The organism is Rhodanobacter sp. AS-Z3, from assembly GCF_029224025.1.
Classification (GTDB): Bacteria; Pseudomonadota; Gammaproteobacteria; order Xanthomonadales; family Rhodanobacteraceae; genus Rhodanobacter.
The window spans coordinates 2757856-2783090 of sequence record NZ_CP119392.1 but is presented as its reverse complement, the minus strand read 5'-3'; the positions used below and the strand labels follow the sequence as shown (position 1 = coordinate 2783090).

Annotated in this window: 26 protein-coding genes; 11 read left to right on the top strand and 15 right to left on the bottom strand. The window is 61.9% G+C overall.

The features are described from left to right. Positions 1 to 89 precede the first annotated feature (89 nt). The 3 genes from PY254_RS12375 (at position 90) to PY254_RS12365 (ending at position 2582) form a co-directional block, all read left to right on the top strand. A complete protein-coding gene (locus PY254_RS12375) occupies positions 90 to 698 on the top strand; it encodes a M15 family metallopeptidase (protein WP_281012347.1) in 609 nt (202 codons plus the stop codon). Positions 699 to 1328: 630 nt separating this feature from the next. Continuing rightward, positions 1329 to 2162: a hypothetical protein gene (locus PY254_RS12370; RefSeq protein ID WP_281012346.1), complete on the top strand. Its 834-nt coding sequence runs from the start codon at positions 1329 to 1331 to the stop codon at positions 2160 to 2162. A 288-nt stretch (positions 2163 to 2450) separates the two neighbouring features. After that, positions 2451 to 2582 carry a hypothetical protein gene (locus PY254_RS12365; RefSeq protein ID WP_281012345.1) on the top strand — a complete coding sequence of 44 codons (132 nt, stop codon included), beginning with the start codon at positions 2451 to 2453 and terminating at the stop codon, positions 2580 to 2582. 82 nt (positions 2583 to 2664) lie between these two features. On the opposite strand, the gene PY254_RS12360 is transcribed toward PY254_RS12365, so the two are convergent. From PY254_RS12360 to PY254_RS12330, 7 genes are all read right to left on the bottom strand, one after another. Beyond that, a complete protein-coding gene (locus PY254_RS12360) occupies positions 2665 to 3087 on the bottom strand; it encodes a VOC family protein (protein WP_281012344.1) in 423 nt (140 codons plus the stop codon). Beyond that, complete coding sequence (locus PY254_RS12355; RefSeq protein ID WP_281012343.1) at positions 3054 to 3431, bottom strand: VOC family protein; 378 nt, start codon at positions 3429 to 3431, stop codon at positions 3054 to 3056. The genes PY254_RS12360 and PY254_RS12355 overlap by 34 nt, the downstream gene beginning before the upstream one ends. Before the next feature lie 52 nt (positions 3432 to 3483). Beyond that, entirely contained in the window at positions 3484 to 3915 is a 432-nt protein-coding gene (locus PY254_RS12350; protein WP_281012342.1) for a MarR family winged helix-turn-helix transcriptional regulator, read from the bottom strand. A 323-nt stretch (positions 3916 to 4238) separates the two neighbouring features. Beyond that, positions 4239 to 4982: a hypothetical protein gene (locus tag PY254_RS12345; RefSeq protein WP_281012341.1), complete on the bottom strand. Its 744-nt coding sequence runs from the start codon at positions 4980 to 4982 to the stop codon at positions 4239 to 4241. Positions 4983 to 5316: 334 nt separating this feature from the next. After that, the gene (locus tag PY254_RS12340) at positions 5317 to 6063 is read right to left on the bottom strand and encodes a sulfotransferase-like domain-containing protein (RefSeq protein WP_281012340.1); all 747 of its coding nucleotides are present in this window, start codon (positions 6061 to 6063) and stop codon (positions 5317 to 5319) included. Then, positions 6060 to 6986 (bottom strand): aminotransferase class IV, encoded by a 927-nt coding sequence (locus PY254_RS12335; protein ID WP_281012339.1) that lies wholly within the window; start codon positions 6984 to 6986, stop codon positions 6060 to 6062. The genes PY254_RS12340 and PY254_RS12335 overlap by 4 nt, the downstream gene beginning before the upstream one ends. Positions 6987 to 7108: 122 nt before the next feature. Further along, positions 7109 to 8338 (bottom strand): YncE family protein, encoded by a 1230-nt coding sequence (locus PY254_RS12330; RefSeq protein WP_281012338.1) that lies wholly within the window; start codon positions 8336 to 8338, stop codon positions 7109 to 7111. 262 nt (positions 8339 to 8600) lie between these two features. Between PY254_RS12330 and PY254_RS12325 the strand changes: the two genes are divergently transcribed. After that, entirely contained in the window at positions 8601 to 9503 is a 903-nt protein-coding gene (locus PY254_RS12325; protein WP_281012337.1) for a hypothetical protein, read from the top strand. A 90-nt stretch (positions 9504 to 9593) separates the two neighbouring features. Here PY254_RS12325 and PY254_RS12320 read toward each other — a convergent pair whose 3' ends face one another. The 4 genes from PY254_RS12320 to PY254_RS12305 form a co-directional block, all read right to left on the bottom strand. Beyond that, entirely contained in the window at positions 9594 to 10250 is a 657-nt protein-coding gene (locus PY254_RS12320) for a glutathione S-transferase family protein (protein ID WP_281012336.1), read from the bottom strand. Between the two features lie 92 nt (positions 10251 to 10342). Then, entirely contained in the window at positions 10343 to 11572 is a 1230-nt protein-coding gene (locus PY254_RS12315) for an acetyltransferase domain-containing protein (RefSeq protein ID WP_281012335.1), read from the bottom strand. Positions 11573 to 11644: 72 nt separating this feature from the next. Next, positions 11645 to 12124: a VOC family protein gene (locus PY254_RS12310; protein ID WP_281012334.1), complete on the bottom strand. Its 480-nt coding sequence runs from the start codon at positions 12122 to 12124 to the stop codon at positions 11645 to 11647. Positions 12125 to 12294: 170 nt separating this feature from the next. Next, positions 12295 to 13083 carry an alpha/beta hydrolase-fold protein gene (locus PY254_RS12305; protein WP_281012333.1) on the bottom strand — a complete coding sequence of 263 codons (789 nt, stop codon included), beginning with the start codon at positions 13081 to 13083 and terminating at the stop codon, positions 12295 to 12297. A gap of 192 nt (positions 13084 to 13275) precedes the next feature. On the opposite strand from PY254_RS12305, the gene PY254_RS12300 reads away from it, so the two are divergent. The 7 genes from PY254_RS12300 (at position 13276) to PY254_RS12270 (ending at position 20864) form a co-directional block, all read left to right on the top strand. Then, positions 13276 to 14667, top strand: coding sequence for a serine hydrolase domain-containing protein (locus PY254_RS12300; protein ID WP_281012332.1), 1392 nt, complete (start codon positions 13276 to 13278; stop codon positions 14665 to 14667). A 172-nt stretch (positions 14668 to 14839) separates the two neighbouring features. Continuing rightward, a complete protein-coding gene (locus PY254_RS12295; protein ID WP_281012331.1) occupies positions 14840 to 15472 on the top strand; it encodes an energy transducer TonB in 633 nt (210 codons plus the stop codon). 225 nt (positions 15473 to 15697) lie between these two features. Beyond that, positions 15698 to 17782 carry a putative bifunctional diguanylate cyclase/phosphodiesterase gene (locus PY254_RS12290; RefSeq protein WP_281012330.1) on the top strand — a complete coding sequence of 695 codons (2085 nt, stop codon included), beginning with the start codon at positions 15698 to 15700 and terminating at the stop codon, positions 17780 to 17782. 184 nt (positions 17783 to 17966) lie between these two features. Further along, positions 17967 to 18185 carry a hypothetical protein gene (locus tag PY254_RS12285; RefSeq protein ID WP_281012329.1) on the top strand — a complete coding sequence of 73 codons (219 nt, stop codon included), beginning with the start codon at positions 17967 to 17969 and terminating at the stop codon, positions 18183 to 18185. A 200-nt stretch (positions 18186 to 18385) separates the two neighbouring features. Then, positions 18386 to 18955, top strand: a complete 570-nt coding sequence (locus PY254_RS12280) for an RDD family protein (protein WP_281012328.1) — start codon at positions 18386 to 18388, stop codon at positions 18953 to 18955. 143 nt (positions 18956 to 19098) lie between these two features. Continuing rightward, complete coding sequence (locus tag PY254_RS12275; protein ID WP_281012327.1) at positions 19099 to 20391, top strand: NAD(P)H-binding protein; 1293 nt, start codon at positions 19099 to 19101, stop codon at positions 20389 to 20391. Further along, positions 20388 to 20864, top strand: a complete 477-nt coding sequence (locus PY254_RS12270; RefSeq protein ID WP_281012326.1) for a DUF2269 family protein — start codon at positions 20388 to 20390, stop codon at positions 20862 to 20864. Before PY254_RS12275 ends, PY254_RS12270 begins: the two co-directional genes overlap by 4 nt. 131 nt (positions 20865 to 20995) lie before the next feature. Here PY254_RS12270 and PY254_RS12265 read toward each other — a convergent pair whose 3' ends face one another. The 4 genes from PY254_RS12265 to gloB all read right to left on the bottom strand — a co-directional run bounded on the left by PY254_RS12265 (position 20996) and on the right by gloB (position 25213). After that, the gene (locus PY254_RS12265) at positions 20996 to 21889 is read right to left on the bottom strand and encodes a sensor domain-containing diguanylate cyclase (RefSeq protein ID WP_281012325.1); all 894 of its coding nucleotides are present in this window, start codon (positions 21887 to 21889) and stop codon (positions 20996 to 20998) included. Positions 21890 to 22023: 134 nt separating this feature from the next. Then, the gene (locus PY254_RS12260; protein ID WP_281012324.1) at positions 22024 to 22614 is read right to left on the bottom strand and encodes a GGDEF domain-containing protein; all 591 of its coding nucleotides are present in this window, start codon (positions 22612 to 22614) and stop codon (positions 22024 to 22026) included. 653 nt (positions 22615 to 23267) lie between these two features. After that, positions 23268 to 24452 carry a transglycosylase SLT domain-containing protein gene (locus tag PY254_RS12255; RefSeq protein ID WP_345781812.1) on the bottom strand — a complete coding sequence of 395 codons (1185 nt, stop codon included), beginning with the start codon at positions 24450 to 24452 and terminating at the stop codon, positions 23268 to 23270. Beyond that, positions 24449 to 25213: a hydroxyacylglutathione hydrolase gene (gene gloB / locus PY254_RS12250; RefSeq protein ID WP_281012323.1), complete on the bottom strand. Its 765-nt coding sequence runs from the start codon at positions 25211 to 25213 to the stop codon at positions 24449 to 24451. The genes PY254_RS12255 and gloB overlap by 4 nt, the downstream gene beginning before the upstream one ends. Positions 25214 to 25235 lie beyond the last annotated feature (22 nt).

The window sequence follows — 25235 nt, the reverse complement described above, 5'->3', positions numbered from 1 at the left end:
GATCTGGCTTTCGCCGCTTCGCCGCTTCGCTTCACCTTGATCCAGCCACCCCATCTGGTTCCCTTTTCCATTGACCGGAGGCGTTGCCCATGAAGCTGGAAGACATGATTTCAGCGGTGCAGAAGAAGGTAGGGGTTGCGGTGGATGGCAAGGCGGGGCCGCAGACATGGTCAGCCATCTATTCGAAACTTGTTGATGCCAAGGTGTCACCTGCTTACCTCGCCAACGTCATCGATGTGGTGGACGCGCGAAGTGAAAAGGTGATTGCCACACTGTTGCCCGAGGTGAGGCCCTATGCTCGTGCGCTCGTGCAGAACGCGCTTGCTGGCGGCATCAAGCTCAGGATCATCAGTGGCCTGCGCACGTATGCAGAACAAGATGCACTCTATGCTCAGGGTCGTACTGCTCCCGGTAACGTAGTGACCAAGGCGAGGGCCGGATACAGCGCGCATAACTTTGGCATCGCCTTCGACGTCGGCCTGTTTGAGGGGAATAGCTATCTCGGCGAGTCTCCCATGTACAAGGCCGTTGGGCTGCTGGGGCAGAATATCGGCCTCGAGTGGGGTGGCAACTGGAAGACCATCGTTGACCAGCCGCACTTTGAGCTTCGCCCGTCGTGGGCGGTAGACCTTGCCGAATCGCAAATGATGGCCGAGATGAGACAGCGGGTAGCCACAGACCGGCCAATCTTTGCTTGAAGTCTTTTGACTGGGTCGGTTGAGAGGCGCGGGCAGGTTCATTCAATGGGGCAGGCAAGCCGCAGAGTGCACGTCGCACTGCTTGTTTCTTCCGCCCAAAACGACGGCTCGCCGGGTTGCTCACGTTGCCGATTGTGTTCGCCGGTCGTTGGGTCTAGCTTCGCGCAGGCCTTTTTCAGTTGTGTTCGAAGCATCGGCATCGTTGAACAAGACCGATTCTTGAACAAATACACGGCAGGGCGTCTACTGCCAACGGATCGGGCGGCGGACGCTTTCCACGACGTTTTGAGGCTGCTCTTTTTAGTGCTCGGATTGCTTGCCTGCCTTGGCGCGGAGTATCGCCTGATTGCATGGCTCATGTTCCGTTGATGTTTACATCCGAAACCCGTGGCGGAGTGCAAACAGGAGGAGCAAGGGGTCGGGTTACTTTGGCTTGGCAGGTCGAGCCGATCTGGCTCTGTTGGGTAGATGGCGAGCGACGCGATGCAGGCGTATGGTCTGCATACGGTACTGACTCCGGGCGCTGCGTCACTGTCCATAAAGAGCCCGGCATCGAGGCGACGACGATGCCCGACGTGGCAGCATCGACTCATTCACCAGCGAACTCCCAACCATGCGAGGATTCCACCCATGTCACGTTTCGACTTTCTACGCAGCGCCCTGAGCCTAAGCCTCGGTCTGGCTGCTGCCTGCGTTTCACTGCCCGTTCTGGCCGATGCGCCGGTCAATGTGACGTTCGCGGCGAACAGTGTGTGGGCGCAGGAAGTCGGCAACCTTGACCGTTCCAGCGACTCGCTCAATTACACGGTAGCGATTGCGGCGGGCAAGACCTTGCAGCTCAATCTTCTGAGCCGCAACCCCAACGTGCAATTCAAGGTGACGGATCAGAGTCAGGGCAAGGTGATGCTGGATAGCCGCAAGACCGGCGAAACCACGTGGTCAACAACCAACGTTGCGGACACCACCTATGCGATCCAGGTCTACATCGACCCTGCCGCGATAGCCTCTGGCGAAACCGCGAAATACGCGTTGCAGGTAGGGCAATACGGCGCCGCCGACTTGCAGGCGCCGACGACTGCCGTGACGTTTGAAGCGAATCAGCCATGGGCGGTTCAAAATTGGACACTGGCGTCCAACGCTGCCTCGCACAACTTCAGCGTGGCCATCGCCGCCGGCATGGCGGTTACCGTCAACCTGGTCTCCAGCAATCCGCAGGTGCAGTTCAAGGTAGATGATCAGACCCATGCCAAAAAGTTGGTCGACACGGCCACGACCGGGGCAAAGACCTGGTCCGAGTCGGTGGCGGATACGACGACTTACCTGATCCAGGTCTATGTCGATCCCGCGGCGTTGCCGTCGGGACAGAAAGCGCAGTTTGCCCTGCAGGTGGGGCAGTACGCTTCCGGCGCTACGCAACCTGCGGCGGCTGCCAGCGCGGCCACGGCCGAGTCGCCCGCCAGGTAACCGGGTCGGAGTGAGCAAAAGGGGGACGGCGGTGACCACCTTCGTCTTCTTCTTGTGCCAAACCCGATTTCATCTGAGCTGGTGCCGGCTGGTGCGACCGCTCGCCGGCCAATAGAGAAAACAAGGTGGAAGGGGCCAATCCGGCTGGCAACCGGACCCTGACACTTTGCAGTAGCCGCTCAAACCAGCGCGCTACTCGGCCATGGCCTGGCCTGAGCCGCCCGGTTTGACCGGAAAGTCGCGCAACATTGGCGGCCCGTCTTTCAACGGGTCAACACGCAAGGTGGCATGGACAAGCCGTTCGCCCGTGATGGCGTGCATCCGACGCAGGCCGGCTACGCCATCATGGCGCCGCTGGCGCAGCACGCCAACGACGAGATCTTGGCAGGAAGTCTGCGGAACCGGCGCGGAGGACGCTGAGTCGTGCCAGGGAGCGCAGTCCAAACGCAAAACGGATCAGGTTCACCTGGCTGAGTCGTGAAAGTTGACGTGACATACCCCGTTACGGCGCACTCTCGCGTACCTGAAACACGTTGCCTTCGGGGTCGTATCCATCGCACGCGGTAAAGCCGCGTGCCTGCCATTCATCCTTCTTTGCGCCGACCTTGCCGCCCAAGGTTGCCGCCAGTATTCGTGCGTCGTGGATGTTGAGCACCGGCAGGCAGATCTTGATGGGTATGGAGTCGCGAATACGTGGTGGTCCGGTGATCTCGATGGAGGCCGCGATCTTCGGCGGGATGTTGTGAACGACGAGTTGGAAGTGGCCGCCGTCCAGCACGACGTGGCTGGTGTCGGCGTGAATTTCTTCCATGCCGGCAACGTCGCGGTAGAAGCGCGCCAGTTTGGCAACGTGTTTAGCAAATACAACGGCGCTGGGTTTCGGTCTGGTGTTCACGCGTTGGTTGCTCGGTCGTGGCTCGGCCATTCGCGGAAGATGACGCATACCGAGGTGCGGTCACGCATCGCGAACTCCCACGCACCCCATGGCTTCAGCGCCAGGCTCTTTGCGTTGGGATGCAGCAGGTGCGGTGCACGCGCTGCCATTTCGGCGTAGATCATCTGGATGTCATCTGTTTCGATGGCCAGCTCCGGCCGATCCTTCGCGGCGTATTCCGGGCTCTGCACAACATAGGCCTTGGCGCCATCGCGAGCGACCACCGCGAGGGTTTCGTCCCGATGCAGCAGTTGGAAGCCGAGGCTGTCCACGAAGAAATCCAGGCCGTCCTGCAACTGCTCGTAGAAGATCTTGGGTATCAGATTGTTGAGCATGCTGCTCTCCCGAGGAGTGTCCTGGCTGGTGGGTTGTCTCGCGTGACCTGCTTCAGGCGCCGGCACTATCCGGGCGTCCGATTTCGATCAGTGCGGCGAGGGTGCTTCGGGTGATTTCCATGGCTTCTTTGCCGACGCGTCGCGTGAGTGCCGCGTCGATGCGTTTGCGCGCAGCGGTCTGGGTTACAGCGGCGGCGCGACCGCGCTTGGTAAGCGTGATATTCAAGCGACGCCGGTCCAATGGATCGACGCTGCGTTGCAGGTAACCGCCGGTGACCAAGGCGTCGACGAGCTGGCCGGCAGCCTGCTTTGACACGCGCAGATCCGTAATCAGCTTGCTCAGCGGCACGTCGCTTGCGCCGAGTGCCAGTCCTCCGATCACGTACAAGCCGTTGGCCGGTATGTCGCTGAAACCGGCAGACTCCAGCGCGCGGCGCATCGCGACACCGTAGGTCGTGCGTGCGTGGCGGAGCAATGCGGGCATGACAACGTTTTCGTACCAAGTGGGTTCGGGCGGCATGGTTGCATGATTAGTTTGTAATATTGATAGTCAATATACCGTACTAAGTGGGACTGGCAAGATTCTGGGGTGATTGCGGCGAAGAAAGCGCCGGCCGGGCGCATCCCCAACGAGTCAAGCTGCCATTGAATTCCGTGAACGATCCTGCAGGCCGGGTCAGCAACGGGTGCCGCACTATTTCCGGTAGCGCCACCAGTACCTCAATCCGCCTGACTATCTCGGTCTCCCCGCCCGCTTCTCAAGGCGGCCCTGCACACACGGACAGCCTGTTGCTTCGCTACAGCTGGTCAGGCTTGGGTGTTGACGATGGTGCCGGTCCTGCCCATGTGCTCGAGGTTTTGCGAGAACGCCTGCAAAAAGCTGCCCAGACTGGTGGATGCAGAGCCCGACGCATTGCCCATTGAACGGGTCAGCGCCTGGAAACTTTGCTCTAGCGAATCCAGCGTGGTGCTGCCTGCGGTTGTGCCCGATGCCGATGTCAACGCTGGGGTGTTCGAACTGGATGACAACTGCTGGATCAGGCTTTGCAGGTTCGATTCAACCTGCGAAACGTCATGGCCACGCCCGCCACGTCCGCCGTGTCGACCATGATGAGGGTGTGCGGAGATTGTTGCTGCCGTGCCACTGCCACTGGTTGACGTGGCTGCCGTGGCTGTTGTCGCAACGGCGGGGATACTGCCGGAGCTGCTTGTGGGCGCGTCAGCGGTCGCCGGCGGCGCCGGAGCCTGACTAGGTTGGGTCTGCAGGGCCGGGATCAGTGTTTGTAGAAAGCTGTCCAGTGCCTGCAGCGGGCCTGTGCTTGTCGACGCGCCACCAACGGATGTGCTGGCGGATATTCCAGCCGAGTTGGGCGCGGTGCCAGACTGCGACAGTGCCTGGAGGATGGCCGATACAAAGGTGCCTACCTGGCCGGAGCTGCTGCCGTCGACGGCTTGAGCGCTGCCGCCACCGGTACGGATGACGGGCTCGCCATACGTGGCCGCTGCAGGCGAACGAGGATGGACGCCGCTCGACAGGCTATGGATATTCATCGTGCAGTTCGCTTGAAGGGTGAGTGCAGGCAGTGGCACCTGCGGGTGTACGCCCGTTGCCGAAGACACTGGATCGGGACAAATGCCCCGCGCTCGGGGTGTCAGCAGACTGTGGACCAGACACGAGCGGTGATGCTGGCAACGCGCTCGTCTCAAGGGTGGTGAAGCAGTTGGGTGACGGGAACAGGGTTGGTTTGAGCTCAGGTTCTTTTACTACGGACCGGGCCCGAGATCGACCTCCGGTCAACACCCGAGGCAGAGGAGTACGCGGCACCGCGATTTCTTGCGCCGTCGCGTCGGCTTGCAGCCAGCCCGGCACCTGTGCGTGGAAAGATCAGTCGGGGACCAGACGGTGCGGTGAAAGCCTGTCGTAATACGCCTGGCACTGTTCCACCAGCCCGCGCTGGAACGCACTCAATCTGGGCTGGCGTGCCTGATGCGAGGCGAAACCGGTGGAATTTTCCACCGCGGCGTACCAGTGCGGTGCCCACACGCCGTCACTGGCGCGCGGGCCGCGCGGCCACTGCAGCATGCGCGGGCTGAAGGGAACGCCCAGACTCGCGCACAACGCACGCAACGTGCCGGCGGGGTTTTCCAGCACGTCGCTGGCGTCGATCACCGGTGGTGTGCTGCCCAGTCGATCGCAGACGTGATCGAACAACCGTGCTTGCTGCTCGAAGCCGAGTTCCCACGCTGCCGCCTCGGGGCGCTGGATGGTGAACGAGGCGACCACTGCGGCCGGCTCGCGGATCAGGAAACAGTGGGTGACGTGGTCGAGCCAGTCCAGCGGCATGTGGCTGAGCATGTGCTGGGTCATGTGCTTCTGATACCAGACCGCGCGGCCTTGCGGGATCGGGCCGGTCAACATTGCCGCGACTTCGCTGGCGTTGTTGTTCTGCGCTGCGATCACCTGGTCACGACCGGGATGTGCCACGCCAGTGGAAATCAGGTAGTGCGCGTAGAACGGCTCGTCGATGACGACGGTGTCCTCGCGATTTTCCCACGCACGCATCATCGCGGTGGAGATGTTGCGCGGCCCTGACCACATGGCGATGCGCAGGCCGTCGCGCGCTGCGTTCATACGCGTGGTTCCGCGCGGCTCTCCTTTTCCACCAGCGCCATGTAGAGCTGTTGCAGGCGTGCGACCATCGGACCGCGTTTGCCATCGCCCATGATGCGACCATCGATTTCGCGGGCCGGCACCAGCCCGGCGAAGGTGCCGGTGACAAACGCCTCTTCGGCGCCATAGACGTCGGTAAGGCTGAAGTTTTTCTCGAACACCGGAATGTCGTGCTCGCGACACAGCCGGATCACGTTGGCGCGGGTGATGCCGCGCAGACAGTAGTCACCGCTGGACGTCCAAACCTCGCCGCGCCGCACGATAAAGAAGTGGGTGGAGTTGCAAGTGGCCACGAAGCCGTGCGGATCGAGCATCAGCGCTTCGTCGTAGCCGGCTTTCTGCGCCTGCACGCAGGCGAGAATGCAGTTGAGCTTGGAGTGGCTGTTGAGTTTCGGGTCCTGCACATCGGGTGCACCGCGACGCACGTGCACGGTGAACAGGCGGATGCCTTGCTCGACCGTGGCCGGTAGCGGCTGCTTGTATTCGGGGATGATCACGATGGTGGCATCGCCGATTACAAAGCGCGGGTCCTGATGCGGCGTGGCCTTGATGCCGCGGGTGACCATCAGGCGGATGTGCACGTCAGAACGCATGCCGTTGCTGCGCAGGGTGTCGACGATGCGCCGGGTCAACTGCTCGCGGGTCAGGCCGATCTCCATGTCGATCGCCCGCGCGCCTTCATACAGACGATCCAGATGCTGGTCGAGGAAGGGCAGGCCACCGTCGTGCAGGCGCAGGCCTTCCCATACGCCATCGCCGAGCACGAAGCCGCTGTCGAACACCGACACGCGCGCTTCGTTGCGTGGAAACAATTCGCCGTTGACGCTGATCCGGATCGCTTCGTTGCGCGGATCGCTGGCGTAGTCGTGGGTACCTTTGCTCATCGCTGCCTTCCTGCCGGGACTGCGGCCAGCGTACCCGTTCTTTCGGCTCTTCGCGGTGTTCCAGGCATCCGTCCGCTTGTCTGCATGGCGGTCATCTCAACCTGACTGCGTTCTGTCCTGGCTCAAGGATTGCTGAAAACAGCACCGTGTGGCATCGCGCTTCCTTTCCAGCCGTCGGGCCACGTGCGAGTGAAGTCGAGGGTCTGCGGATCGAGGGTCAGTTGGCCGGTGCTGCGATCAATCGTGGCGAAGCGGACCTTGGTGGCGAGTGCGCCGTAGCCGGTGATGACCAGCCGATTCCCGCCCGGTTCGAGTGCCAGCCAATGCGGATATTCATTCGCTGGCAGAAGGATGCGGCTGACTTCGCGCGGGTGTTGCGAATCGTGCATGTCCAGGCTTGCGATGGCGTGTCCGCTTTGCATGGTTTCGACCAGGTAGTCACCGGCGACCACCGGCACCTCGCAGGTGCGGTAGCCGAAGTCGTAGACATGTTGCAGTGTCGGTTCGTTGCTCGCCAGATTTTTCAGCAGGAACAGGCCACAGTTGAACGTGGGAACCACCACCGTCTTGCCGTCCGCCAGTACGCGTGGCTCCGATGAATCCGCAGCGGTGTCGTAAATCCAGTCCATGGCCGGCGGCAGTTGCAGGGTCTTGATCAGCTTCAGATCGGACAGCCGCCAGACCTGTACCACATGGCTGACCTGCGCGGCCATCATGTCGGCGCTGCTGGTGACGATGCGATCGAGTTGCGGAATCACCGTCATGCTGTACGGGCGGATGTTCGGATGTCCCGCCACGGCTGCCGAGACGGTTCGCACGACCTTACCCTGTGGGTCGAACTCCACCAGTCCACCCGCCGCCTGGTTGAACTTGCCGGAGTACTGGAACGTGGCCAGCGTGTCGCCGTTGGGAAGATACGCAAACGAGTGCGGATAGCCGAGAGCGCCGATGCTGCCAAATTGCCGCAAGAGCTTCGGATGCATTGCATCGTGAAGGTCGAAGACGTAGGTGCGGTTCGCCAGCCAATCGTTGGCATACAGCAGATGATCGGGCGGCTCGGCATAACTGGTGTGGTGGGCCATCACCGCCGCGCCGGTGGGCAGCATCGTGATCAGTTTGCCGAACGACGGGCCGGGGCGGGCATCGAACACCGCGAGGAAATCCCTGCCCAGGCCCAGGGCCTTGCGCTGCCCGGCGAGGTCGGTGGGCTTCAGCGCCATGGTGGACGCATCGGGATGCTGCGCTTCCATCGCCCATACGAACAGATAGTCGCTGGATGCCTTGGTCGCTTGTGCGAGCAGCGGAAAACCAAGAGCCAGAAGCAGCAAGCCGCAAGACATCGCCTTCTTCATGGCTCGTATCCTCATTGATGGATGGAAGGGTGTATCGCGGGCACCGGTGACAGAGTGCGCTTTTTGGTGATGGTGGGTATGGAAAGCCCACACTGTTTGTGAGTATTGGACTCTTGATCCCGTTTGACGCTTACTATCAGGCCGGCGCTGAAAGTAGCGCCAGGGGGACGAAACCTTTTCAATCCATGATTGCGCGCCGTGCCTGACCACGCTTGAATCACGCACATCGTCGCTGTTCGCCACCTCATCGTTGGAGCAAGCCGTGCCGACCTACCAGAGCCGATACCAGCCGCGCCGCCAGATGATTGTCAGCGGCAAGATTCAGAACCCGGAAACCTACGATCGTTTTTACGACATTGCCACGGACGCGCTGCTGCGTGGCCAGTTGCCGTCGATGAAGCTGGCTGCTGGCCAGCTGGTGTTGCGGGTGGTCAATGGCGCGCTGACGATTGCCCAGGCTGGCAGCATCGCGCCGGGCAGTTCGATGAATGGCAATAATCGCTTCAGCGGCCCGCGACTCGATGGGCGCCATGGGCAAGGCGCACTCTACGTCGGCACGGTGGCTGGCGTGCTGCGCGAGGCTGCGCACTACGCATTGCAGACGCCTGCCGCTTCGAAGATCACTGGCGCACCCGCGCCGCCGTTGTGGAAGCCGGGCGCGCCCGACAAGACACGCGAATTCATGCAGCAGCAGAAGACCGGCGCACTGGCGCCCGGGGGACAGCGCTTTCATCTGTTTCGGCTGAAGCAGCCGTTGTTGTTTGCTGATCTGCGACTGTCCGCGCTGGCGCCCTTGCTCCAGCGCCTTCGCTCCAGCGGCGAGGCGAAGAGTCGCTACGGCATCGTCGACTGGGCCCCGATCGATATGCTTATCTCTGCGGCGAGTGAATCGCAGGACTACAGCGCAGCGCGAGGCCTGGCTGATGCGGTGTTTGATCAAGCTGGCCGTACGGGCCATGCAGGTGTCTGCGCCGCGTCGTCCCGCGCCGACACGGACAGTGGCATGGTCGTCGAATTCCACGGCGATCCCACCGGCGGACTGATCTTCGCGATCTTTGGTCAGGATGGTGCGATGGTGTCTGCGCTGGAGCCGGCTGCGCCGGCGAATCACCCCGCTGCCGCGATCTTCGACACCTTCGCGGCGATCACGGCGGCGATTGTGTAGAGGTGAAAGCAAAAGTCAGCGTGCGCTCTCCGCGCGGCAGCACCTTGGGGCGAGCCCCTGGATTTTCGGCTTGATGACGCGGGCGAACTTTCACCACGCGTTTGCGCCGCTGCCGGTGAATACCGCCAGCTGCGCATCAAAAGCGCGCTTGAACGCGGGCCGTGCTTCGCCGCGAGCGACGTAGGCGGCGAGGTTCGGGTATTCGTCCAGTATTCCCGAAGGTTTCGAGCGGAACAGCACACCGATCATCATGAGGTCACCGGCGCTGAACTGGCCGTCGAGCCATTCGGCAGTACCAAGGCGTGTGGAGAGTTGGCCGAGCATTTTGTGGGCGCGCTCGTCCAGCAGCGGCTGGCGCTGCGCGTACCACGGCTGGTCGCGCTCCAACAACATGGCCATGCCGCGTTCCACCAGCGGTGGTTCCACCGTGTTGAGCGCCGCAAACATCCAGGTGATGGCGCGCGCCCGGGCGAGCGGCTCGTCTGGCAGCAAGCCCGCATGGTGCTCCGCGATGTGCAGCACGATCGCCCCCGACTCGAACAGGACAAGCCCGCCTTCCTCGTAGGTGGGAATCTGCCCGAAGGGATGCTGCGCGCGATGCGCCGGTTCCTTCATCGCGCTGAAGGAAATCAGGCGCACCTGGTAAGCGAGGCCCACTTCTTCAAGCGCCCAGCGCACGCGCAGGTCGCGGGCGAGTCCCCGACCTCGATCGGGCGAGCTTTCGAAGGCGGTGATGGTCGGCGTCATGGCAAGGCTCCCGGTGGGTGCGTGAAGTGCCTGGGGAAAACGTAGCGGGAAGATGATTCAAGAGGCGCAAGCCTGAGCGATTGTCGTGAACATCAGAGATAGCTGAGCCACCAGTCCTTGCGCCGCCGCTTCACGCCGGCATACCACTGGCACAGCGGATAGAGGGCAAGCACCACGCCCGCCCACAGCAGGTAGATGACCGGCAGACTCAGCGCCCAACCCGGCGGCGCCGTGAACGGGAAGTGGTTGAGATCGGGCGATTGAAACATGCCGCTCACGCTGCCAAAGCGCAGGTAGCAGGTCACTACCGCCAGCCCGTGGATCAGGTAAAAGTGCAGCACGTAGAAGAACAGCGGCACGTTGCCGATGATCAGTGCCGGGCGCAGCCAGCGTGGAATGCCACGGTCGAAAATACGCAGCAGCAGCAGCGCAGGCCCCAGCGTCATCAGCAGGAACAGCAGCGAAGGTGGGTACTTGTTGGTGTTCAGAAACGACAACAGCGTCCACAGCGGCGACCGCTGCACTGACCACGCGACAGGATCGCCATACACGTTCAACAACCGCAACAACACGAAGCCCAGGCTGAGCCCGATGCCGAGTCGTAGCAGCAGGGCGCGACGGCGTTCATTACTCCAGCGATAGGTTTGCCCCAGCGTGTAGCCCAGCGCCGTCACACCAAGCCACGGGATCAGTGGATAGGCAATGAACACGGCATGCGGCGGGGCGTTGAACAGAAAGCCCGGCGCGTGCAGCACGGACCAGAGCGGTGCGAGGCTGCCCAACGCACTGCCTGGAATGCCGTCCAGCAGGTTGTGACCTGCCACCAGAACGACGCCGAACGCCGCGATCGCCCAGTCCGGCAGGTGAAGCACGGCGGCCAGTACGATCATCGACCAGCCCAGCGCCCACAGCACCGTGATGATGGTTACGTGGTAATCGAAATTGAATTGCAGGGCGAAGCGCATCACCACCACTTCCAGGAACAGCAGCCACACGCCACGTGTGAACAGGAAGCGCGACAGCTCGCTTTTCGTCAGGCGCTGAAGCGCCAGCCGAGCACCGGTACCGGTGAGCAGGAAGAACACCGGGGCGCAGAAATGAGTGATCCAGCGAGTAAAAAACAAGGGCACCGTGGTGGTGTCCAGGTTGGTTGGACTGACATCGAGCGCACCGAAGAAATCGTGGACATGGTCCAGCGCCATGATGACGATGATGATCCCGCGCAACAGGTCGACCGACTCGATGCGCCGTCGGCTGGGTGCATCGGGGCCCAACGAAGCGTTTGATTCCGGGATCGGCGTCGTGGCACTCGCTGTGGTCATGCCAGATCAACCTCTGGGAAATGTGTGGGAAGGAAGGGCAGGGCGGCGGTGACGAATCGCCCAGCCTCGGCGTCAGCCGCGACGGGCGGCTTCGATCGCAGCGATGTCGATCTTCGTCATTTCCATCATGGCGTTGAACGCGCGCTTGGCGACAGCCGGGTCGGGATCGGTGATCGCATCCATCAGCGCGCGCGGAGTGATCTGCCACGACAATCCCCATCGATCCTTGCACCAGCCGCATTCGCTGGCCTGACCGCCATTGCCGATGATGGCGTTCCACAGTCGGTCGGTTTCGGCCTGGTCGTCGGTGGCTACCTGAAACGAGAACGCCTCGTCGTGCTTGAACTGGGGGCCGCCGTTCAAGCCCAGGCACGGGATGCCCATCACGGTGAACTCGACGGTCAGAACATCGCCCTGCTTGCCCGCCGGATAGTCCCCCGGCGCACGATGGACGGCCCCCACGGCGCTGTCCGGGAACGTCTTGGCGTAAAACGTCGCGGCGTCCAGGGCGGTGCCGTCATACCAAAGGCAAATCGTGTTCTTGCTGACCATGCGGTTTCTCCTGGCTGAAGGGGCTGGGGACTTCCTCCTCTTGCGACGAATGGCCGGTGTGAAAATCGACACCACGATTGTGTTCGCACCGGACTGATCCCGCCGGAAACACGGAGGTCAGGTCTATCCGGGCCCTCGTTGCGTGGTCAAGGTCCGCCTGCTTCGGGAGCTTACTCGCCTGCACCGCGCTGGAAGGTGGAGCGGGGGTCCTCGGCGCCGGCTCGTTGCAGGAGCTCGCGCATGGCCGGTTTCCACAGTTTCCAGTTGTGCTTGCCCGGCAGCATGAGGACGTGGTCGGCTGGCAGCAGCGGGCTCATCAGTTCGATCGGTTGACGGAACGGCTCGTCGGCGCCGTAAGCCAGCCAGGTTGAGCGCGCGCGTTGCGGACGCTGCGACCAGTGCTGCAGGGAGCGCCACAACTCGTGCTGAAAGGTATCCGGCCCGATCGGCTGTGCCGGTCCGGCTTGCCATGCAGCGAGTCCGCCGGCCTGACGGATCTGCTGGTGAATGGCGTCGTCGCCAAGATAAGGCGAGAGCAGCATCAGGCCATCGATCTGGTCGGGGTAGGCGATGTCGTAGAGCAGCGCACCCAGACCACCCAACGAAATGCCGGCCAGCCAGATCTGACGATAGGCCGGTCGTTGCGCCGGTTCGATCACTTCATCGTGCAGGCGCTGGGCCGCGCGGCCCTGTCGGTAGAACGGCATGGTCAGCCCGGTGAGCAGCACGTCGGCATCGGGCCAGCTTTGCTGGATGATCTCTGCAATGCCGGTGTCGGTCAGTCCCTGCAGGCTATCGCCCCGTCCAGGCAGGATTACGACCAGTCGATGCGCAGGTTGTGGGGCGGCAATGAACGTGGTCGGTACCGGTTTGGTGACGTCACCGCCGGCCACACAACCCGATAGCAGCAACAGGCACGTCAGCAGCATCGGAACGAGGATTCGGCAAGAGGCAGGCATGGCGTATGTGTTCCTGGGTGGCGAGCAAAGGCGAGGGGGTGTCCACAATGCCGAGGCATTGAAGATGCTAGCCCTATGCGTACGCAGCTACGAGCAGAATGGATGAGCAGGTGCCAGAATCCACATCGCGCGAACCGCCGTGATCGAGAGTGAGTGGTTCGACGCCGCAGTATCCAGACTAAAGGGAATTCCGTGTCGATACGATTCAAGAAGAGCCTGCGCGTTGGATTTGGAGCGACGTTGCTGCTGGTGGTCTTGCTGGCGGCGCTGGTTGTCTGGAAACGTCCGGATCGCGCCTTGCGGGTGGCCACGGCCAGTGTCGCGCAAACGCTTTGCGCCTACGTCTTCGTCTCCGGTCAGACGCCGGAGCGCGCGTTTGCCGAGAACATCCTGCCGCAGCGGGGCATGCATATCCTGTTGCGTGGTCTGCACTACCGCGTTGACGCGGAACGTCGTGAGGTCACGGTCAACTGGCACGGGCACTTTTCCGGCGAAGCAACGTGGTACCCGGCGTATGGCTGTGGCTTGCCAACCACGAGGCCAGATGCAGCTGCGCTGCAAGCCGCTGACGAAGTGATGTCGGAGACATCAATCGCGGAACCGCCAGTGGCTGCCAACACCGATCCCGCGCTGGAGGCTGCACTCAGTCGCGCGTTCGCCGAACCGGCCAGTGGGCCCCGTCGCCACGTGCATGCGATTGTGGTGGTGCATGACGGGAAGATCATCGCTGAACTCTACGCCGCAGGTTTCACAGCGCAGACGCCGCAGCTCGGTTATTCGATGAGCAAGTCGGTGATCAATGCGCTGCTGGGCATTCTGGTGCGACAGGGTCGGCTGGATATGGCGATGCCTGCGCCGGTGGCAGCGTGGCAGCGCCGGGATGACCCGCGCCACCCGATCACGCTGGAGCAACTGTCGCGCATGACCTCGGGCCTTGACCTCACCGAGGACGATAGCGGCTTCGATCCGGTATCGGAGATGTTGTTCCAGCGCCGCGATATGGCAGCGTTCGCCGCCAGCGCCGGTCTACGTACTGCACCCGGCAGCCAGTGGGCGTACACCAGTGGCAATACGCTGATACTTGCCGGCGTGCTGCGCGATCACGTGGCTGGCGGGGCGGCGGGGATGATTCGCTTCGCCCATCGCGAATTGTTCGGTCCGCTTGGCATGCATCACGTGCGGATGGAGTTCGATGGCGCGCAGACCTTGGTGGGTTCGACGCGTATTTATGCATCGGCACGCGACTGGGCGCGCCTCGGTCAGCTGTATCTGGACGATGGCGTAGTTGCCGGTCAGCGCATTCTTCCGGCTGGCTGGAGTGCTGCGGCGAGCAGGCAGACTCTCGACTCACTGTATGGCTTCGGCTTCTGGACCAACACCGGTGTTTCAACGGATGGTGGCCATATCATCGCCGGCATGCCCGGCGATGCGTACTTTGCTTCGGGCATGAATGGCCAGCGTATTCTGATCGTGCCGTCGCAACGGCTGGTGATTGTGCGTCTTGGCTCGACGATCGATCCGCCGAACTTCGACATGCGCGGGCTGGTGCATCTGGTCAACGACGTGACCGCTACGCTGCGATAAGACGTTTGGAGCGCACAGTGGTGCGAGTTTGCGTGTGTCAGTTGCCGAGTCGGTCGAGGTTCTCGATCCGCGCCGCAAATGGTTATGTGCTGCTGCGTGGTTGCGCTGCATTCGGTTACCCTGTCAGGGTTGCGGTGCCGATTCGTGGCGTGCGGGCAACCAGGGGCAAGAGATGGCTTTTCGCAAGTCCTGGGCTGCGTGGCTGGTTGCGGTATTTTTCTGTGCCACTGTCTGTGCAACCGATGACACGACAGCGCCCACGGTTATCTATGCACCTGTGCAGTATCCGGCGTCGGCGGTGTCTGCGGCAGAGCAGGGTACGGTCATGGTCGCGGCCGAGGTCGACGTCAATGGGCGGGCGGTAAATGCCAGTCTCGACCAATCCAGTGGATATCCGGATCTTGACGCGGCTGCTTTGCGCAGTGTTTCGGAATGGTCGTTCCTGCCCGGGACGAACGGTGATACACCTGTGGCACAACGGATTATCGTGCCGGTCCGTTTTGAGCTGGAACAGAAGGTTGCCAAGGTCGAGGTTGCGCCCGAGACGTGGGCGGCTTTCGGCAGTGGGCTGGCCGGCCTCCTCGGCAGTCTGGTCTGGCTGATAGGTTACGGATGGTCGGTCATTCTGGCCAAGAGAACGTCGACGCTCTGGCTCTGGTGCATGCTGGTGTTATGGGTCGTCGCGTATCCGGTGTTCGTGGCAAGGCATTGGTCGGTGGCAAAGCGCAGCCTGCTTGTGGTCTTGATTGGCATGGTTCTGCTTTGCCTGGCGTTGTACCGGCCGGCGCAACCGTTGTCCCTGTAGCAGACTGATCGGGATGGGATCGGCGACGATCTATTGATCGCTGCGCGATTGTCCATCGGTTCCCGGCACAGTCTTCAGCTCAGGTCGATGTGCGCTCATTTGTTGGGTGGGCCAAGACAATCGCGAGTGCCAGCAAAGTTTTGGCCGATGCCGGGGTGACAGCTGTCTGCTTCTGCACTATCGTGCCCCAAGGCCCCTCAGGGGAGGGGCAAGCCTCGCGAACGAATGGACATCTACGTTCCCAGCTTGCTGATTGCATGCGGTGTTGCCTTCTTCGCTGGGGTTCATGCGTTGCTCACCGGTTCGTCCGGATTTCGCCGCCACGCCAACACAGCCTTCGGCTATCTCAGCCTGCTGCTTTCCGTGCTGCTGTTGCTGGACGCCGCGATCAGCGGGACGGATTCGCTGACCCGCGCACAGATGCTGATGCGCATACAAATCACGGTCAGTTGCCTGACCTATCCGGCGGCATTTTGGTTTCTGAGTTTGTACGCGGACATGCCGTATTGGCGTCGAGGCTTGATGATATTGGCCGTGCTGTTGGGCGGACTGCTGATCGCCAACCAGTTCGGTTCGACCGATGTGTTGCACGACCAGGTCGTCAAACTGCCCGACATCATCACGCCGTGGGGAGAGCGTGTTCATGCCTATCTTGGTCACTCGTCCAGCCTGTTGACGGTATTCCTTCTGGCCAAGGGGGCGACCTATTTATGGGCAGCCGTTTGCTGTGCCGCACTTTGGCGGAGGCAAATCCATGATCGGGCGTGGCCGCTGACGGTCTATATCGTGATCCAGACGCTGGCGGCGGTGCATGCCCAAATGCTCCATTTCGCAGGTGAGGCTGGGGTGACTTATGAGTCGCTCGCCTTCCTGCCGCTGCTGTTGTTGATGGGCGATCGTTTGCGGCGAGATGTGCAGCAGCAGACGCGCGAGCTTGCAGGCAAGGTGGCCGACCTGCGCATAGAGACTACGCGGCGCGAGCATAGCGAGGCTGAGCTGCGCCATCTTGCCTATCATGACCGTCTGACGGGCTTGCCGAATCGGCTGTATCTGCACAAGCACCTGCACACCGTGATGGCCGATGCCGATCTGCCGCCCAGCGCGCTGATCATGTTCGATATCAAGCACTTCCGTATCATCAACGAGGCGTTGGGGCATGATGCCGGCGACCTTTTGCTGGGTGCCTTCGCCGAGCGCATGAGAGGCGTGATGTCGGCCGGTGGGCTGGTCAGTCGACAGGGCAGCGATGATTTTGCCGTGCATGTAGATTTGCCCGCCGACACGGACCCGGCTGATGCCGCCAGGGCGATCGTTCAATCCATCACCGCCACCTTGGTCAAACCTTTTTGCATTGGTGACAACGACCTGGTGATCGCCGTCAGCGCGGGTATCGCGCTGATCCCGCAGATGGCCAGGGATGCCGATAGCGCATTGCGTCAGGCGGCGGTGGCCTTGCATCGCGCGAAGGCAGGTGGCGATGATCATGTTGTCGTATTCGAGCGCGTCATGCAGGCTGAATCGGATCGGCGCTTGCTGCTTGAAAAAGGCTTGCGGGTTGCGCTGGAGCGCAAGGAATTCGAACTGCATTACCAGCCGCAAGTCGACCGGCTGGGTCGCTTCGTGGGTGCAGAGGCGCTGTTGCGCTGGCGACATCCCGAACATGGTCTCATATCACCGGCAGAGTTCATTCCGATTGCCGAAGAAGCGGGCCTGATCCACGTCATTGGCATGGAAGTACTGCGTCAGGCCTGTCTGGAACGCGAAACCTGGCCGGGTGAATATGGGCATGCGCGGATGTCGATCAATGTCAGTCCCTGGCAACTCTTCAGGCATGACTTCGTGGCGATGGTGCGTGAAGTGGTTCGTGCCACCCAGGCAAACCCGCAACGGCTGACCATCGAGATCACGGAAAGTGCCTTCATGCATGACCTGGACGATGTGGTCAGCAAGATGCACGAACTGGGCGAACTCGGTTTCGAATTTTCGCTCGATGATTTCGGTTCTGGCTATGCCTCACTCGGCAACATGAAAAAGCTTCCGTTGCATGAGCTCAAGATCGACCGGATCTTTGTCGAGGGTCTGCGACCCGACGCACGCGACCTTTTCATCAATGCCATCATCGCCATCGCGCATGACCAGCATTTGCACGTGGTTGCGGAAGGCGTGGAAACAGACCTGCAGCGCGATGCACTGATTGAACTGGATTGCGATGTGCTGCAGGGTTTCCTGATAGCCAGGCCATTGCCGGCGGCCGAGCTGCATCGCTGGCTGGAAGGCCGCCGCTCCTCGAAGCGAGTTCCCCTGGTCTGATCCGGTTTGATGCTGCAGGTCAAAGCGGCAGGCGCGATATGTTGTCCCGTTATCGAACGCGACTTCATTCCAGGCAGATTTCGAAGATGCCTTGCTTGCGTGGGGTGGCCAGCACCATGCGTACTGAATACCTGGTTCGGGTACGTCGATATAATGACCTGACGATTTTCGGTTGGAGCAGGCTGTGCGCAGTTTCGACGATACACAGGGCGTTTCCTGGCAGGCTGCGGTGCTCGATGCTTCCTACGGCAATATGTTGCTGGTGTTCTCGCCCTCTGGCGAGGGTGTGGTTCGACAGATTGCCATGAGCGAGGAAAACCTGCGGCTTGCCGAGCAGCAACTCACCGACATGGATACGTCACAGTTGCGTACATTGTTGGCGGAGTCCGTGCCGTGGTCGTAGCCGCGCTGACGTGAGCCACTCGCGTTCACGCGTGCGCCTGGATAAATGGTTCACGGCATCGGCTCAAACCGTGAGTGCGCCGCAGCTGAAGTCATGATCGGAGAACGACGATCGACCGGGCCGCGGAATTCCGGCTCTGATTGACCCCGCCGCGAAGTCTGCTGCGTTACATGGCATATCCCTCCCGTGTTGAGGCAAGCATGTCGCCATTTGCGTGGTTCTTTCGTCGTCTGCTGGCGCTGTTCGTGGACTATCTGATTCTGTCCAGCGTGAACCTCTTGTTGCAGCCGCTCTTGCTGATCAGTTATCTCATCGCGGCGTCATCTGGCCCGGATAGTGGCCTGCACAACGGAGCGGTGGTTTCGCTGTTGCTGGTCGGCCAGCTCGTGCCTGTCATGGTGTATTTCTGGTTGCTGCATGCCAGTGATTGGCATGCGACGCCAGGCAAGTTGCTGTTGGGCATTGAGGTACGTGCAGCAGGTGCGCGCTCGGCCAGCCTCGGTTTGATGGGCTTGCGTTCGTTGTACGCACTGCTGACGTTGCTATCCTGCGGTCTGGGCTACCTGTGGATGCTGTGCGATCGTGGCCGCGCTTTGCATGACCGGCTGGGGAGCAGTGTAGTCGTTCGTCGTGGCACCGATCCATCCGGCGAGGTTGTGGCTGTGTCGATGCAGGCGTCAGTTGCGATTCTCTACGTCGTGGCCAGCTACCTGATCTATGCGCTGGCGGTGATTCCGTGCGCGCTGGTGTTCAGTCAATGGATGCCGTGAAGTTGCCGAACGGTGGTTGCCTGTCGGTAGCACCGGCAGCTGTGTTGTGCGGTTTGACACGTTCGTGCCGTGCGCGCTTCGCGCGCAGGTCTACTTGCATCTTCATGCCCCTTACAATGCCGCCTTCGATGTCGGGGATTGCGATGCGAGTCTTGGTGACGGGCGCGTTTGGATTCATTGGTGCACATATCGTGGCGGCGTTGACGGCCGCTGGTCATGAGGTTATTGGCGCAGTGCGCAGTGGGCGTATTGACGCCCGGTTTCCAGGCGTTCGTGCGATCGCTTGCGACATGGCGAGCGACGTGCACGAAGCGGATTGGCTGCCACGTCTGGATGGGGTCGACGCGGTGGTCAACTGCGCCGGCATCTTGCGTGAACGCGGGCGAGATAGCTTCAAGACGGTGCATGAGCGGACTCCGTTGGCCTTGTTTCGTGCTTGTAGTCAGCTGGGTATACGGCGGGTAATCCAGATTTCCGCGCTGGGTGAAATCGCCGACGGCGAGTTCATCGCCTCCAAGCACCGCGGTGACGCGGCGTTGAAAACGCTGGATCTGGACTGGCTGGTGTTGCGGCCGTCGCTGGTCTACAGCGCACGCGGTTCTTACGGTGGCAGCTCGCTGCTGCGTGCGCTGGCCGCGTTGCCGCGCTTCTTGTTGCTGCCGGGCCAGGGTGACCAGCTGGTGCAGCCGATTGCTGCGGAAGACGTCGGCTTGGCCGTTGTTGCCGCGCTGGCTCGGCCTGCCCTGGTATGCGAAGTGATCGAGCTGGTCGGGCCGGAGGTGTTGGCCTTGCGCGACTATCTGCTCGCGTGGCGGCACTGGCTTGGTTTTGGCCGTCCAGTGGTGTTGCCGGTGCCCGCATGGATGGTGCGAGTCGGCGCCGCGATGGGCGAGCGGCTGGGAGACGGTCCGCTGGGGCAAACCATGGCGCGCATGCTTGAGCGCGGCAACGTCGGTGAGGCACATGCGGTTACGCGGCTGCAACAAACGCTGGGGCTGCAGCCACGCCCGCTGCAGCGCGCGCTGGCCGAGACGCCCAGCGCCGTGCAGGACCGCTGGCATGCCCGCCTGTATTTCGGATTGCCGGTGCTGCGGGTGCTGATCGCATTGCTATGGCTCGGCTCCGGCGTGGCGGGCTGGTTGGCGACGGAAGCCGAGGTCATCACGGTGGTGCCGGGCAGTTCGTTGTCTGCAGGAAGTTTGCTGATGCTGGCGCGGCTTACTGCCAGCGCCGACCTTGTGCTCGGCGCATTGTGTCTTTTGCGCTGGCGACCACGTTGGGTGCTGACACTGATGTTGCTGATGCTGCTGGGTTACACCCTGGGCATCGGCATCGGTTGGCCCAGCCACTGGTTAGACCCGCTTGGCGGGTTGCTGAAAAACCTGCCCCTGTTTGGGGTATTGGCGGTGTTGCTGGCCACGGAAGAGCGTCGATGAACGACTACGTGTTGTTGAAAACCGTACACATTCTGTCGTCCACCTTGCTGTTCGGCACGGGCCTGGGTACCGCGTTCTTCATGTGGTTCACCTATCGCAGCGGTCGGGTCGAGGCGATCGCGGTGGCAACCCGGCTTGCCGTGCGTGCGGACCTGCTGTTCACCACGCCGGCGGTGATCGTGCAGCCGCTATCGGGCTATCTGCTCATGCGCCTGATGCATTTCGACTTGCATACACCGTGGTTGCAGGCAGCCGGGCTGCTGTACCTGTTCACCGGCGCCTGTTGGTTGCCGGTGGTCTGGCTGCAATGGCGCGTGCGCGATATGGCCGCCGTAGCGTTGCGCGACGGTACGAGTCTTCCACCGCTTTGTCATCGCTATATGCGCACCTGGTTTGTGCTGGGCTGGCCAGCCTTTATCGCGGTGGTGCTGGTCTTCTGGCTGATGGTCGCCAAGCCGGCGCTCTGGGCATGAGCGCCTGTCTGCGCACGTAGCTTTACGCGGGAGTTCATGGCCGCGTCGGTGGACGCCGCGACGTTGACTTGTCTTGGTGTGGGCAGGTGGCGCGAAGGTGGGCGAATCGTCTTCCCGGAGCTATTTCTGCCTCAGCCTTTTTTGGCGCCAGCGCAACCATGCGCAGCTTCTGTCCGCAACGATTGCCGATGTTTGATGGTGTACATGGCGCGATCAGCATGGGTCAGCAGGGCGCTTGCGCTGTGGCCATCGTCGGGAAAACAGGCCACACCAATACTCACGTCCAGCGTGAACAGGCCATGCGGCAAACTGAAGGGTGGCGTGATACTGGCGCGCAAAGCGTCGGCTACGTTCTGGGCCGCTGCGGCATCGCGGCAGCCGGGCAACATCACAACGAATTCGTCGCCACCAACGCGGGCCAACAAGTCACCGAGTCGGACACTTCGCTGCAGGCGATTAGCCACTTCACGCAGCACCTGGTCACCGGTGTCGTGGCCGCAGCAGTCGTTGACCGACTTGAAACCGTCAAGGTCCAGATAGAGCAGCGCCACGCCGTGGTCGGTTTCAATGGCATGGTCAATCGCACTTTGCAGGTCGATGCGAAGGCGATCGCGATTGACTAGGCCGGTCAGCGAGTCGTGGTTGGCGCGTCGCTCCAGTTCACGCTCCAGTCGCCGCAGCTCGGTGACTTCGCGGCCCACCCCGATGCGTACGCCATGATCGGGAAGCCAGCGCGCGGACCACTGGACATCCACGTTGTGACCGTCCTTGTGGACATAACGATTGCGAAAATGACGCTGCAGTTTGCCGGCCATCACGGTCTCGGCCTGCTCAGTGGTGGCGGCGCGATCGTCCGGGTGAACCAGGTCGAAGATCGGCTGTCCCAACACTTCATCGGGGGCATAGCCGAAGATCCTCTGAAAACTCGCGTTTACGAACAGGAAGCGACCGTCAGCGTCGACGACGCATACGGCGTCGGGCATCAGATCCAGCACGTCGACGAGGGGAGGTAGCGTCGCGGTCATGGGCGTGTGTGGGTCGTCATTTGGTATTGATGTGGTGATGGCTTTCATGCATGCCATGAAAAGTTATCAGAATCGCGTTTGTTGCAGGTGAAGGATGTTTCTGCCGGCTTCTTGCATCGCTCTTTTTGCGTGACTCACATCGCCATCAACAACGCCGGCGCAGGTAGATGCTGACGCCCGCGATAGGGCCCCGATTTGGCCTGCTTGATTTCGTACATGGCTTTGTCCGCACGATTGAGCAAATCTTCGAGGTCTGGCGCCACCGAGGGAGTGGCCAGAATGACGCCCGTACTTAGCGATATTTCGCGGGTTTGCGCGCCGGAGCGGTGTAACTCCTGGCTCATCCGCTTGATCCGGTGGCGCATGACCGCACCATCCCCATGGAAACCTCGTGTCAGCACCACGAACTCGTCACCACCCAGTCGGGCCACCACATCCGTGGAGCGAAAGGCTGTGCGCAACAGGGCTGCCGTCTCAACCAGCAAGGCATCTCCCGCTTCATGGCCAGCCTCATCGTTGAGCGTCTTCAACCCGTCCACGTCGATGTAGACGAGCGTAAGGGACTGCTGTTCGTCGCGCGCCCGGCGCAGTTCCAACTCGGCCAGGCGCAGGAATCCGCGCCGGTTGAGCAGGCCAGTGAGCTCGTCGGTGGTGGCCTGTTCCAGGAGTGTGCGAACTTCCGTCTGGGCACGTTCCAGCTCGGCGCGGAGACGTTCGTTCTCCATGGCCAGATCGGTGCTTCGGCATAGCGGTCGGGTTGTCGGCATCGGCTTGACCTTGTTTGCTCGGTTGGTCGATGGGGTTGTTGCTTGCGTCGCGCATGGCCACGGTTGCGAACGTCCATCTCTTGGATGGAATTGAGCAAACAGCGTGCCAAGTTGCCAACTTCCTGGGGCTGTCGCATAACACGTTGTACTAGATGGTAAATATTTGTTCGAATGGCAGGGGCGTGTTTGCGCTGACGCAACCACGGCCGGTTGGGAATGCCGGAATTTCGACTGACGCCAACAAATTGGCCAGGCTAATGCCGCGGGGCTGTCACGAAGTGGCTCGGCGGAGCCACGCACGCAAGGCAGCGCGATGGACTCTCGCTGCTTGAACTTGCCCAAGGCTCGCTGGTTAATGGCGGAGTGGTCTTCGCCGGCGCGTATCAGCTCGCCGGGGTTGCCGCCGAGGCTTGTCGGTGGCGGTAGCGGAAACTTGTGCCGTGCGTTGGAGTGTGCCGGTATCCGGTTCTGACGGCATGCGGTCGTAGTTCTGCTGTTCGTCGATCACGGAGTACGGTCAGCGCGGACAGGGCGATGCCGTCACGAGGATCGGTGCCGTTGTTCTGTCCGCCATGTACGGCCATGGCCTGGCCTCAGCTGATGCGATTCAATCAATGAGGTGCACGGATCAGCAGCGTCTGGCCAGGCTTCAGCGCATGGTTCCCCAGATGGTTCCATCGCTTCAGTTGCTCCACTTTGACCGAGTGCTGGCGGGCGATCTGCCAAAGGCTGTCGCCGGCTTTGACGGTATGGATCTGCGGCGGACTGGGCGCAGGCAAGAGGCCGATTGAAGTGTCTGGCGCGGTCGTCGGCAGCGCATCGACATGGCCGGCATCGCTGGCCAGTTGCAGCAGCGTGTCCTTGAACCGGCGAGCATGGGCGGCAGGCATCATCAGGTAGGAAGCGGCATCGGTATCGATCATGTTGCTGCCAAATGCTCCATTCAACCGTTTCAACGCGTCGAGCTTCATGCCGGCATGGTCGGCGGCGTTGGCCATCGACATGGTGTGCGGAACCGTAGCCTGCACCAGGTGCTGCTCGCCAGGCAGGCTGGGAAGGCTGATATGGAAGCGCGCAGGCTCCCGCACAACGCAGGCGATGCCCAGCAATTTTTCCAGGTGTTCGCGAGTCACCCGGCGCACAGGCAAGTGAGGCATGGCGGGCAGCGCAGCTGGCTGGCCATGCGTCTTGATCATCTTGCGAATGCTGAACTCGCCCGCGTTGTAGGCGTAGTCAGCAACCCGCCAGTCGCCGAATTGCTGGTGGTACTGCTCAAGCAGGCGCATGACGGCATTGGCCGAAGCCGGTACATCCAGCCGACCGTCAAAGTGACGGTCTACACGTAGCCCCATCGCTACGGCTGTCTTCGGCATCAGCTGCCACATGCCGGCCGGCCGATGGTTGCGCGCAGCAATCGGCTGAAAGTGGCTTTCGACCCACGGCAACAGTACGAACTCACCGGCGACGTCGTATCGTTCGGCCACTTTCTGCACGTACATCAGGCGCGGCAGGACTTCCTGCAGCTGGCTTTCGAATTGTTTAGGGTGGCGTGTGAAGGTTCTGGCCCAATCCAGTACCGCCGGGTCGGCATCGCAACCGGGCATGGCGAAGCTTGCGCGCAGCGAATCCCAAGGGTCTGCTGCCGGAGCCGGTGGCGTCGCTTCCATCGGTGGTGGCGTGGCTGCCGGAAGCAAGCGTGGCTGGCGGACAGGTGTTTGCCGTTGTGACGGTACGCTGGCGCACGCCGCCAGCAGGACAGTCAGTAACAGGGGCGCAAGTCGCGTGGCGTGTTTCATTCGCGAAAGTTGTCCTTGGCCAGCCGCAGCGCGGCGAAGCGGGCGACACGATCTCCGCTGCATCCATGCTGGCGGGCCCATGCCATGAGGGCCTCGGTGTCGATGCGCAGAAAGGGGTTGCTCGCCCGTTCGCTGGCCATCTTCACCGGCAAGGTGGGCTGTCGCAATTCGCGCAAAATGCCGACTTCTGCCGCGCGTTTCGACAGGTTGGCGTTGTCCGGTTCGATGGTCTGCGCGAAGCGGGCGTTCGCTTGGGTGTATTCGTGACCCGCGCACACCAGGGTGTCGGCGGGCAGTTGTGCCAGTCGGTCCAGCGAGGCCAGCATCTGCGCCGGCGTGCCCTCAAACAGACGGCCACAGCCCAGACTGAACAAAGTGTCGCCGCAGAACAGCAGGCCGGCGCCGACGAAGGCGATGTGACTGAGGGTATGGCCTGGAAGTGCCAGCACCTCGAACTGGAGATCGAGTTCATCCAGCGCGATGTGTTCGCCATCGCTCACTGTGATGACTGGTTGCTCGATCCGCTCGTCTACGGGTGCATAGACCGGCACAGCGTGACGTTCGCGCAGGGCAGGCATGCCACCGGCGTGATCGGGATGATGGTGGGTCAGCAGGATCGCCCGCAGTCGCAAGCGATGGGCGGCCAGCGCCTGCTCCACGACATGCGCGTCGCCCGGGTCAACGACGATGGCATTGCCGGCGCCATCATGCAGCAGCCAGATGTAGTTGTCGGCCAGGGCCGGTAACGGAAGTAGATGCACGTCGGGTTCGCTGCGTTTGGGA

Excerpts from the sequence above, each read along its gene's own strand:
- PY254_RS12375 (WP_281012347.1), top strand. The coding sequence starts at position 90 with ATGAAGCTGGAAGACATGATTTCAGCGGTGCAGAAGAAGGTAGGGGTT.
- PY254_RS12370 (WP_281012346.1), top strand. The coding sequence starts at position 1,329 with ATGTCACGTTTCGACTTTCTACGCAGCGCCCTGAGCCTAAGCCTCGGT.
- PY254_RS12365 (WP_281012345.1), top strand. The coding sequence starts at position 2,451 with ATGGACAAGCCGTTCGCCCGTGATGGCGTGCATCCGACGCAGGCCGGC.
- PY254_RS12360 (WP_281012344.1), bottom strand. The coding sequence starts at position 3,087 with ATGGCCGAGCCACGACCGAGCAACCAACGCGTGAACACCAGACCGAAA.
- PY254_RS12355 (WP_281012343.1), bottom strand. The coding sequence starts at position 3,431 with ATGCTCAACAATCTGATACCCAAGATCTTCTACGAGCAGTTGCAGGAC.
- PY254_RS12350 (WP_281012342.1), bottom strand. The coding sequence starts at position 3,915 with ATGCCCGCATTGCTCCGCCACGCACGCACGACCTACGGTGTCGCGATG.
- PY254_RS12345 (WP_281012341.1), bottom strand. The coding sequence starts at position 4,982 with ATGAATATCCATAGCCTGTCGAGCGGCGTCCATCCTCGTTCGCCTGCA.
- PY254_RS12340 (WP_281012340.1), bottom strand. The coding sequence starts at position 6,063 with ATGAACGCAGCGCGCGACGGCCTGCGCATCGCCATGTGGTCAGGGCCG.
- PY254_RS12335 (WP_281012339.1), bottom strand. The coding sequence starts at position 6,986 with ATGAGCAAAGGTACCCACGACTACGCCAGCGATCCGCGCAACGAAGCG.
- PY254_RS12330 (WP_281012338.1), bottom strand. The coding sequence starts at position 8,338 with ATGAAGAAGGCGATGTCTTGCGGCTTGCTGCTTCTGGCTCTTGGTTTT.
- PY254_RS12320 (WP_281012336.1), bottom strand. The coding sequence starts at position 10,250 with ATGACGCCGACCATCACCGCCTTCGAAAGCTCGCCCGATCGAGGTCGG.
- PY254_RS12315 (WP_281012335.1), bottom strand. The coding sequence starts at position 11,572 with ATGACCACAGCGAGTGCCACGACGCCGATCCCGGAATCAAACGCTTCG.
- PY254_RS12310 (WP_281012334.1), bottom strand. The coding sequence starts at position 12,124 with ATGGTCAGCAAGAACACGATTTGCCTTTGGTATGACGGCACCGCCCTG.
- PY254_RS12305 (WP_281012333.1), bottom strand. The coding sequence starts at position 13,083 with ATGCCTGCCTCTTGCCGAATCCTCGTTCCGATGCTGCTGACGTGCCTG.
- PY254_RS12295 (WP_281012331.1), top strand. The coding sequence starts at position 14,840 with ATGGCTTTTCGCAAGTCCTGGGCTGCGTGGCTGGTTGCGGTATTTTTC.
- PY254_RS12290 (WP_281012330.1), top strand. The coding sequence starts at position 15,698 with ATGGACATCTACGTTCCCAGCTTGCTGATTGCATGCGGTGTTGCCTTC.
- PY254_RS12280 (WP_281012328.1), top strand. The coding sequence starts at position 18,386 with ATGTCGCCATTTGCGTGGTTCTTTCGTCGTCTGCTGGCGCTGTTCGTG.
- PY254_RS12275 (WP_281012327.1), top strand. The coding sequence starts at position 19,099 with ATGCGAGTCTTGGTGACGGGCGCGTTTGGATTCATTGGTGCACATATC.
- PY254_RS12270 (WP_281012326.1), top strand. The coding sequence starts at position 20,388 with ATGAACGACTACGTGTTGTTGAAAACCGTACACATTCTGTCGTCCACC.
- PY254_RS12265 (WP_281012325.1), bottom strand. The coding sequence starts at position 21,889 with ATGACCGCGACGCTACCTCCCCTCGTCGACGTGCTGGATCTGATGCCC.
- PY254_RS12260 (WP_281012324.1), bottom strand. The coding sequence starts at position 22,614 with ATGGAGAACGAACGTCTCCGCGCCGAGCTGGAACGTGCCCAGACGGAA.
- PY254_RS12255 (WP_345781812.1), bottom strand. The coding sequence starts at position 24,452 with ATGAAACACGCCACGCGACTTGCGCCCCTGTTACTGACTGTCCTGCTG.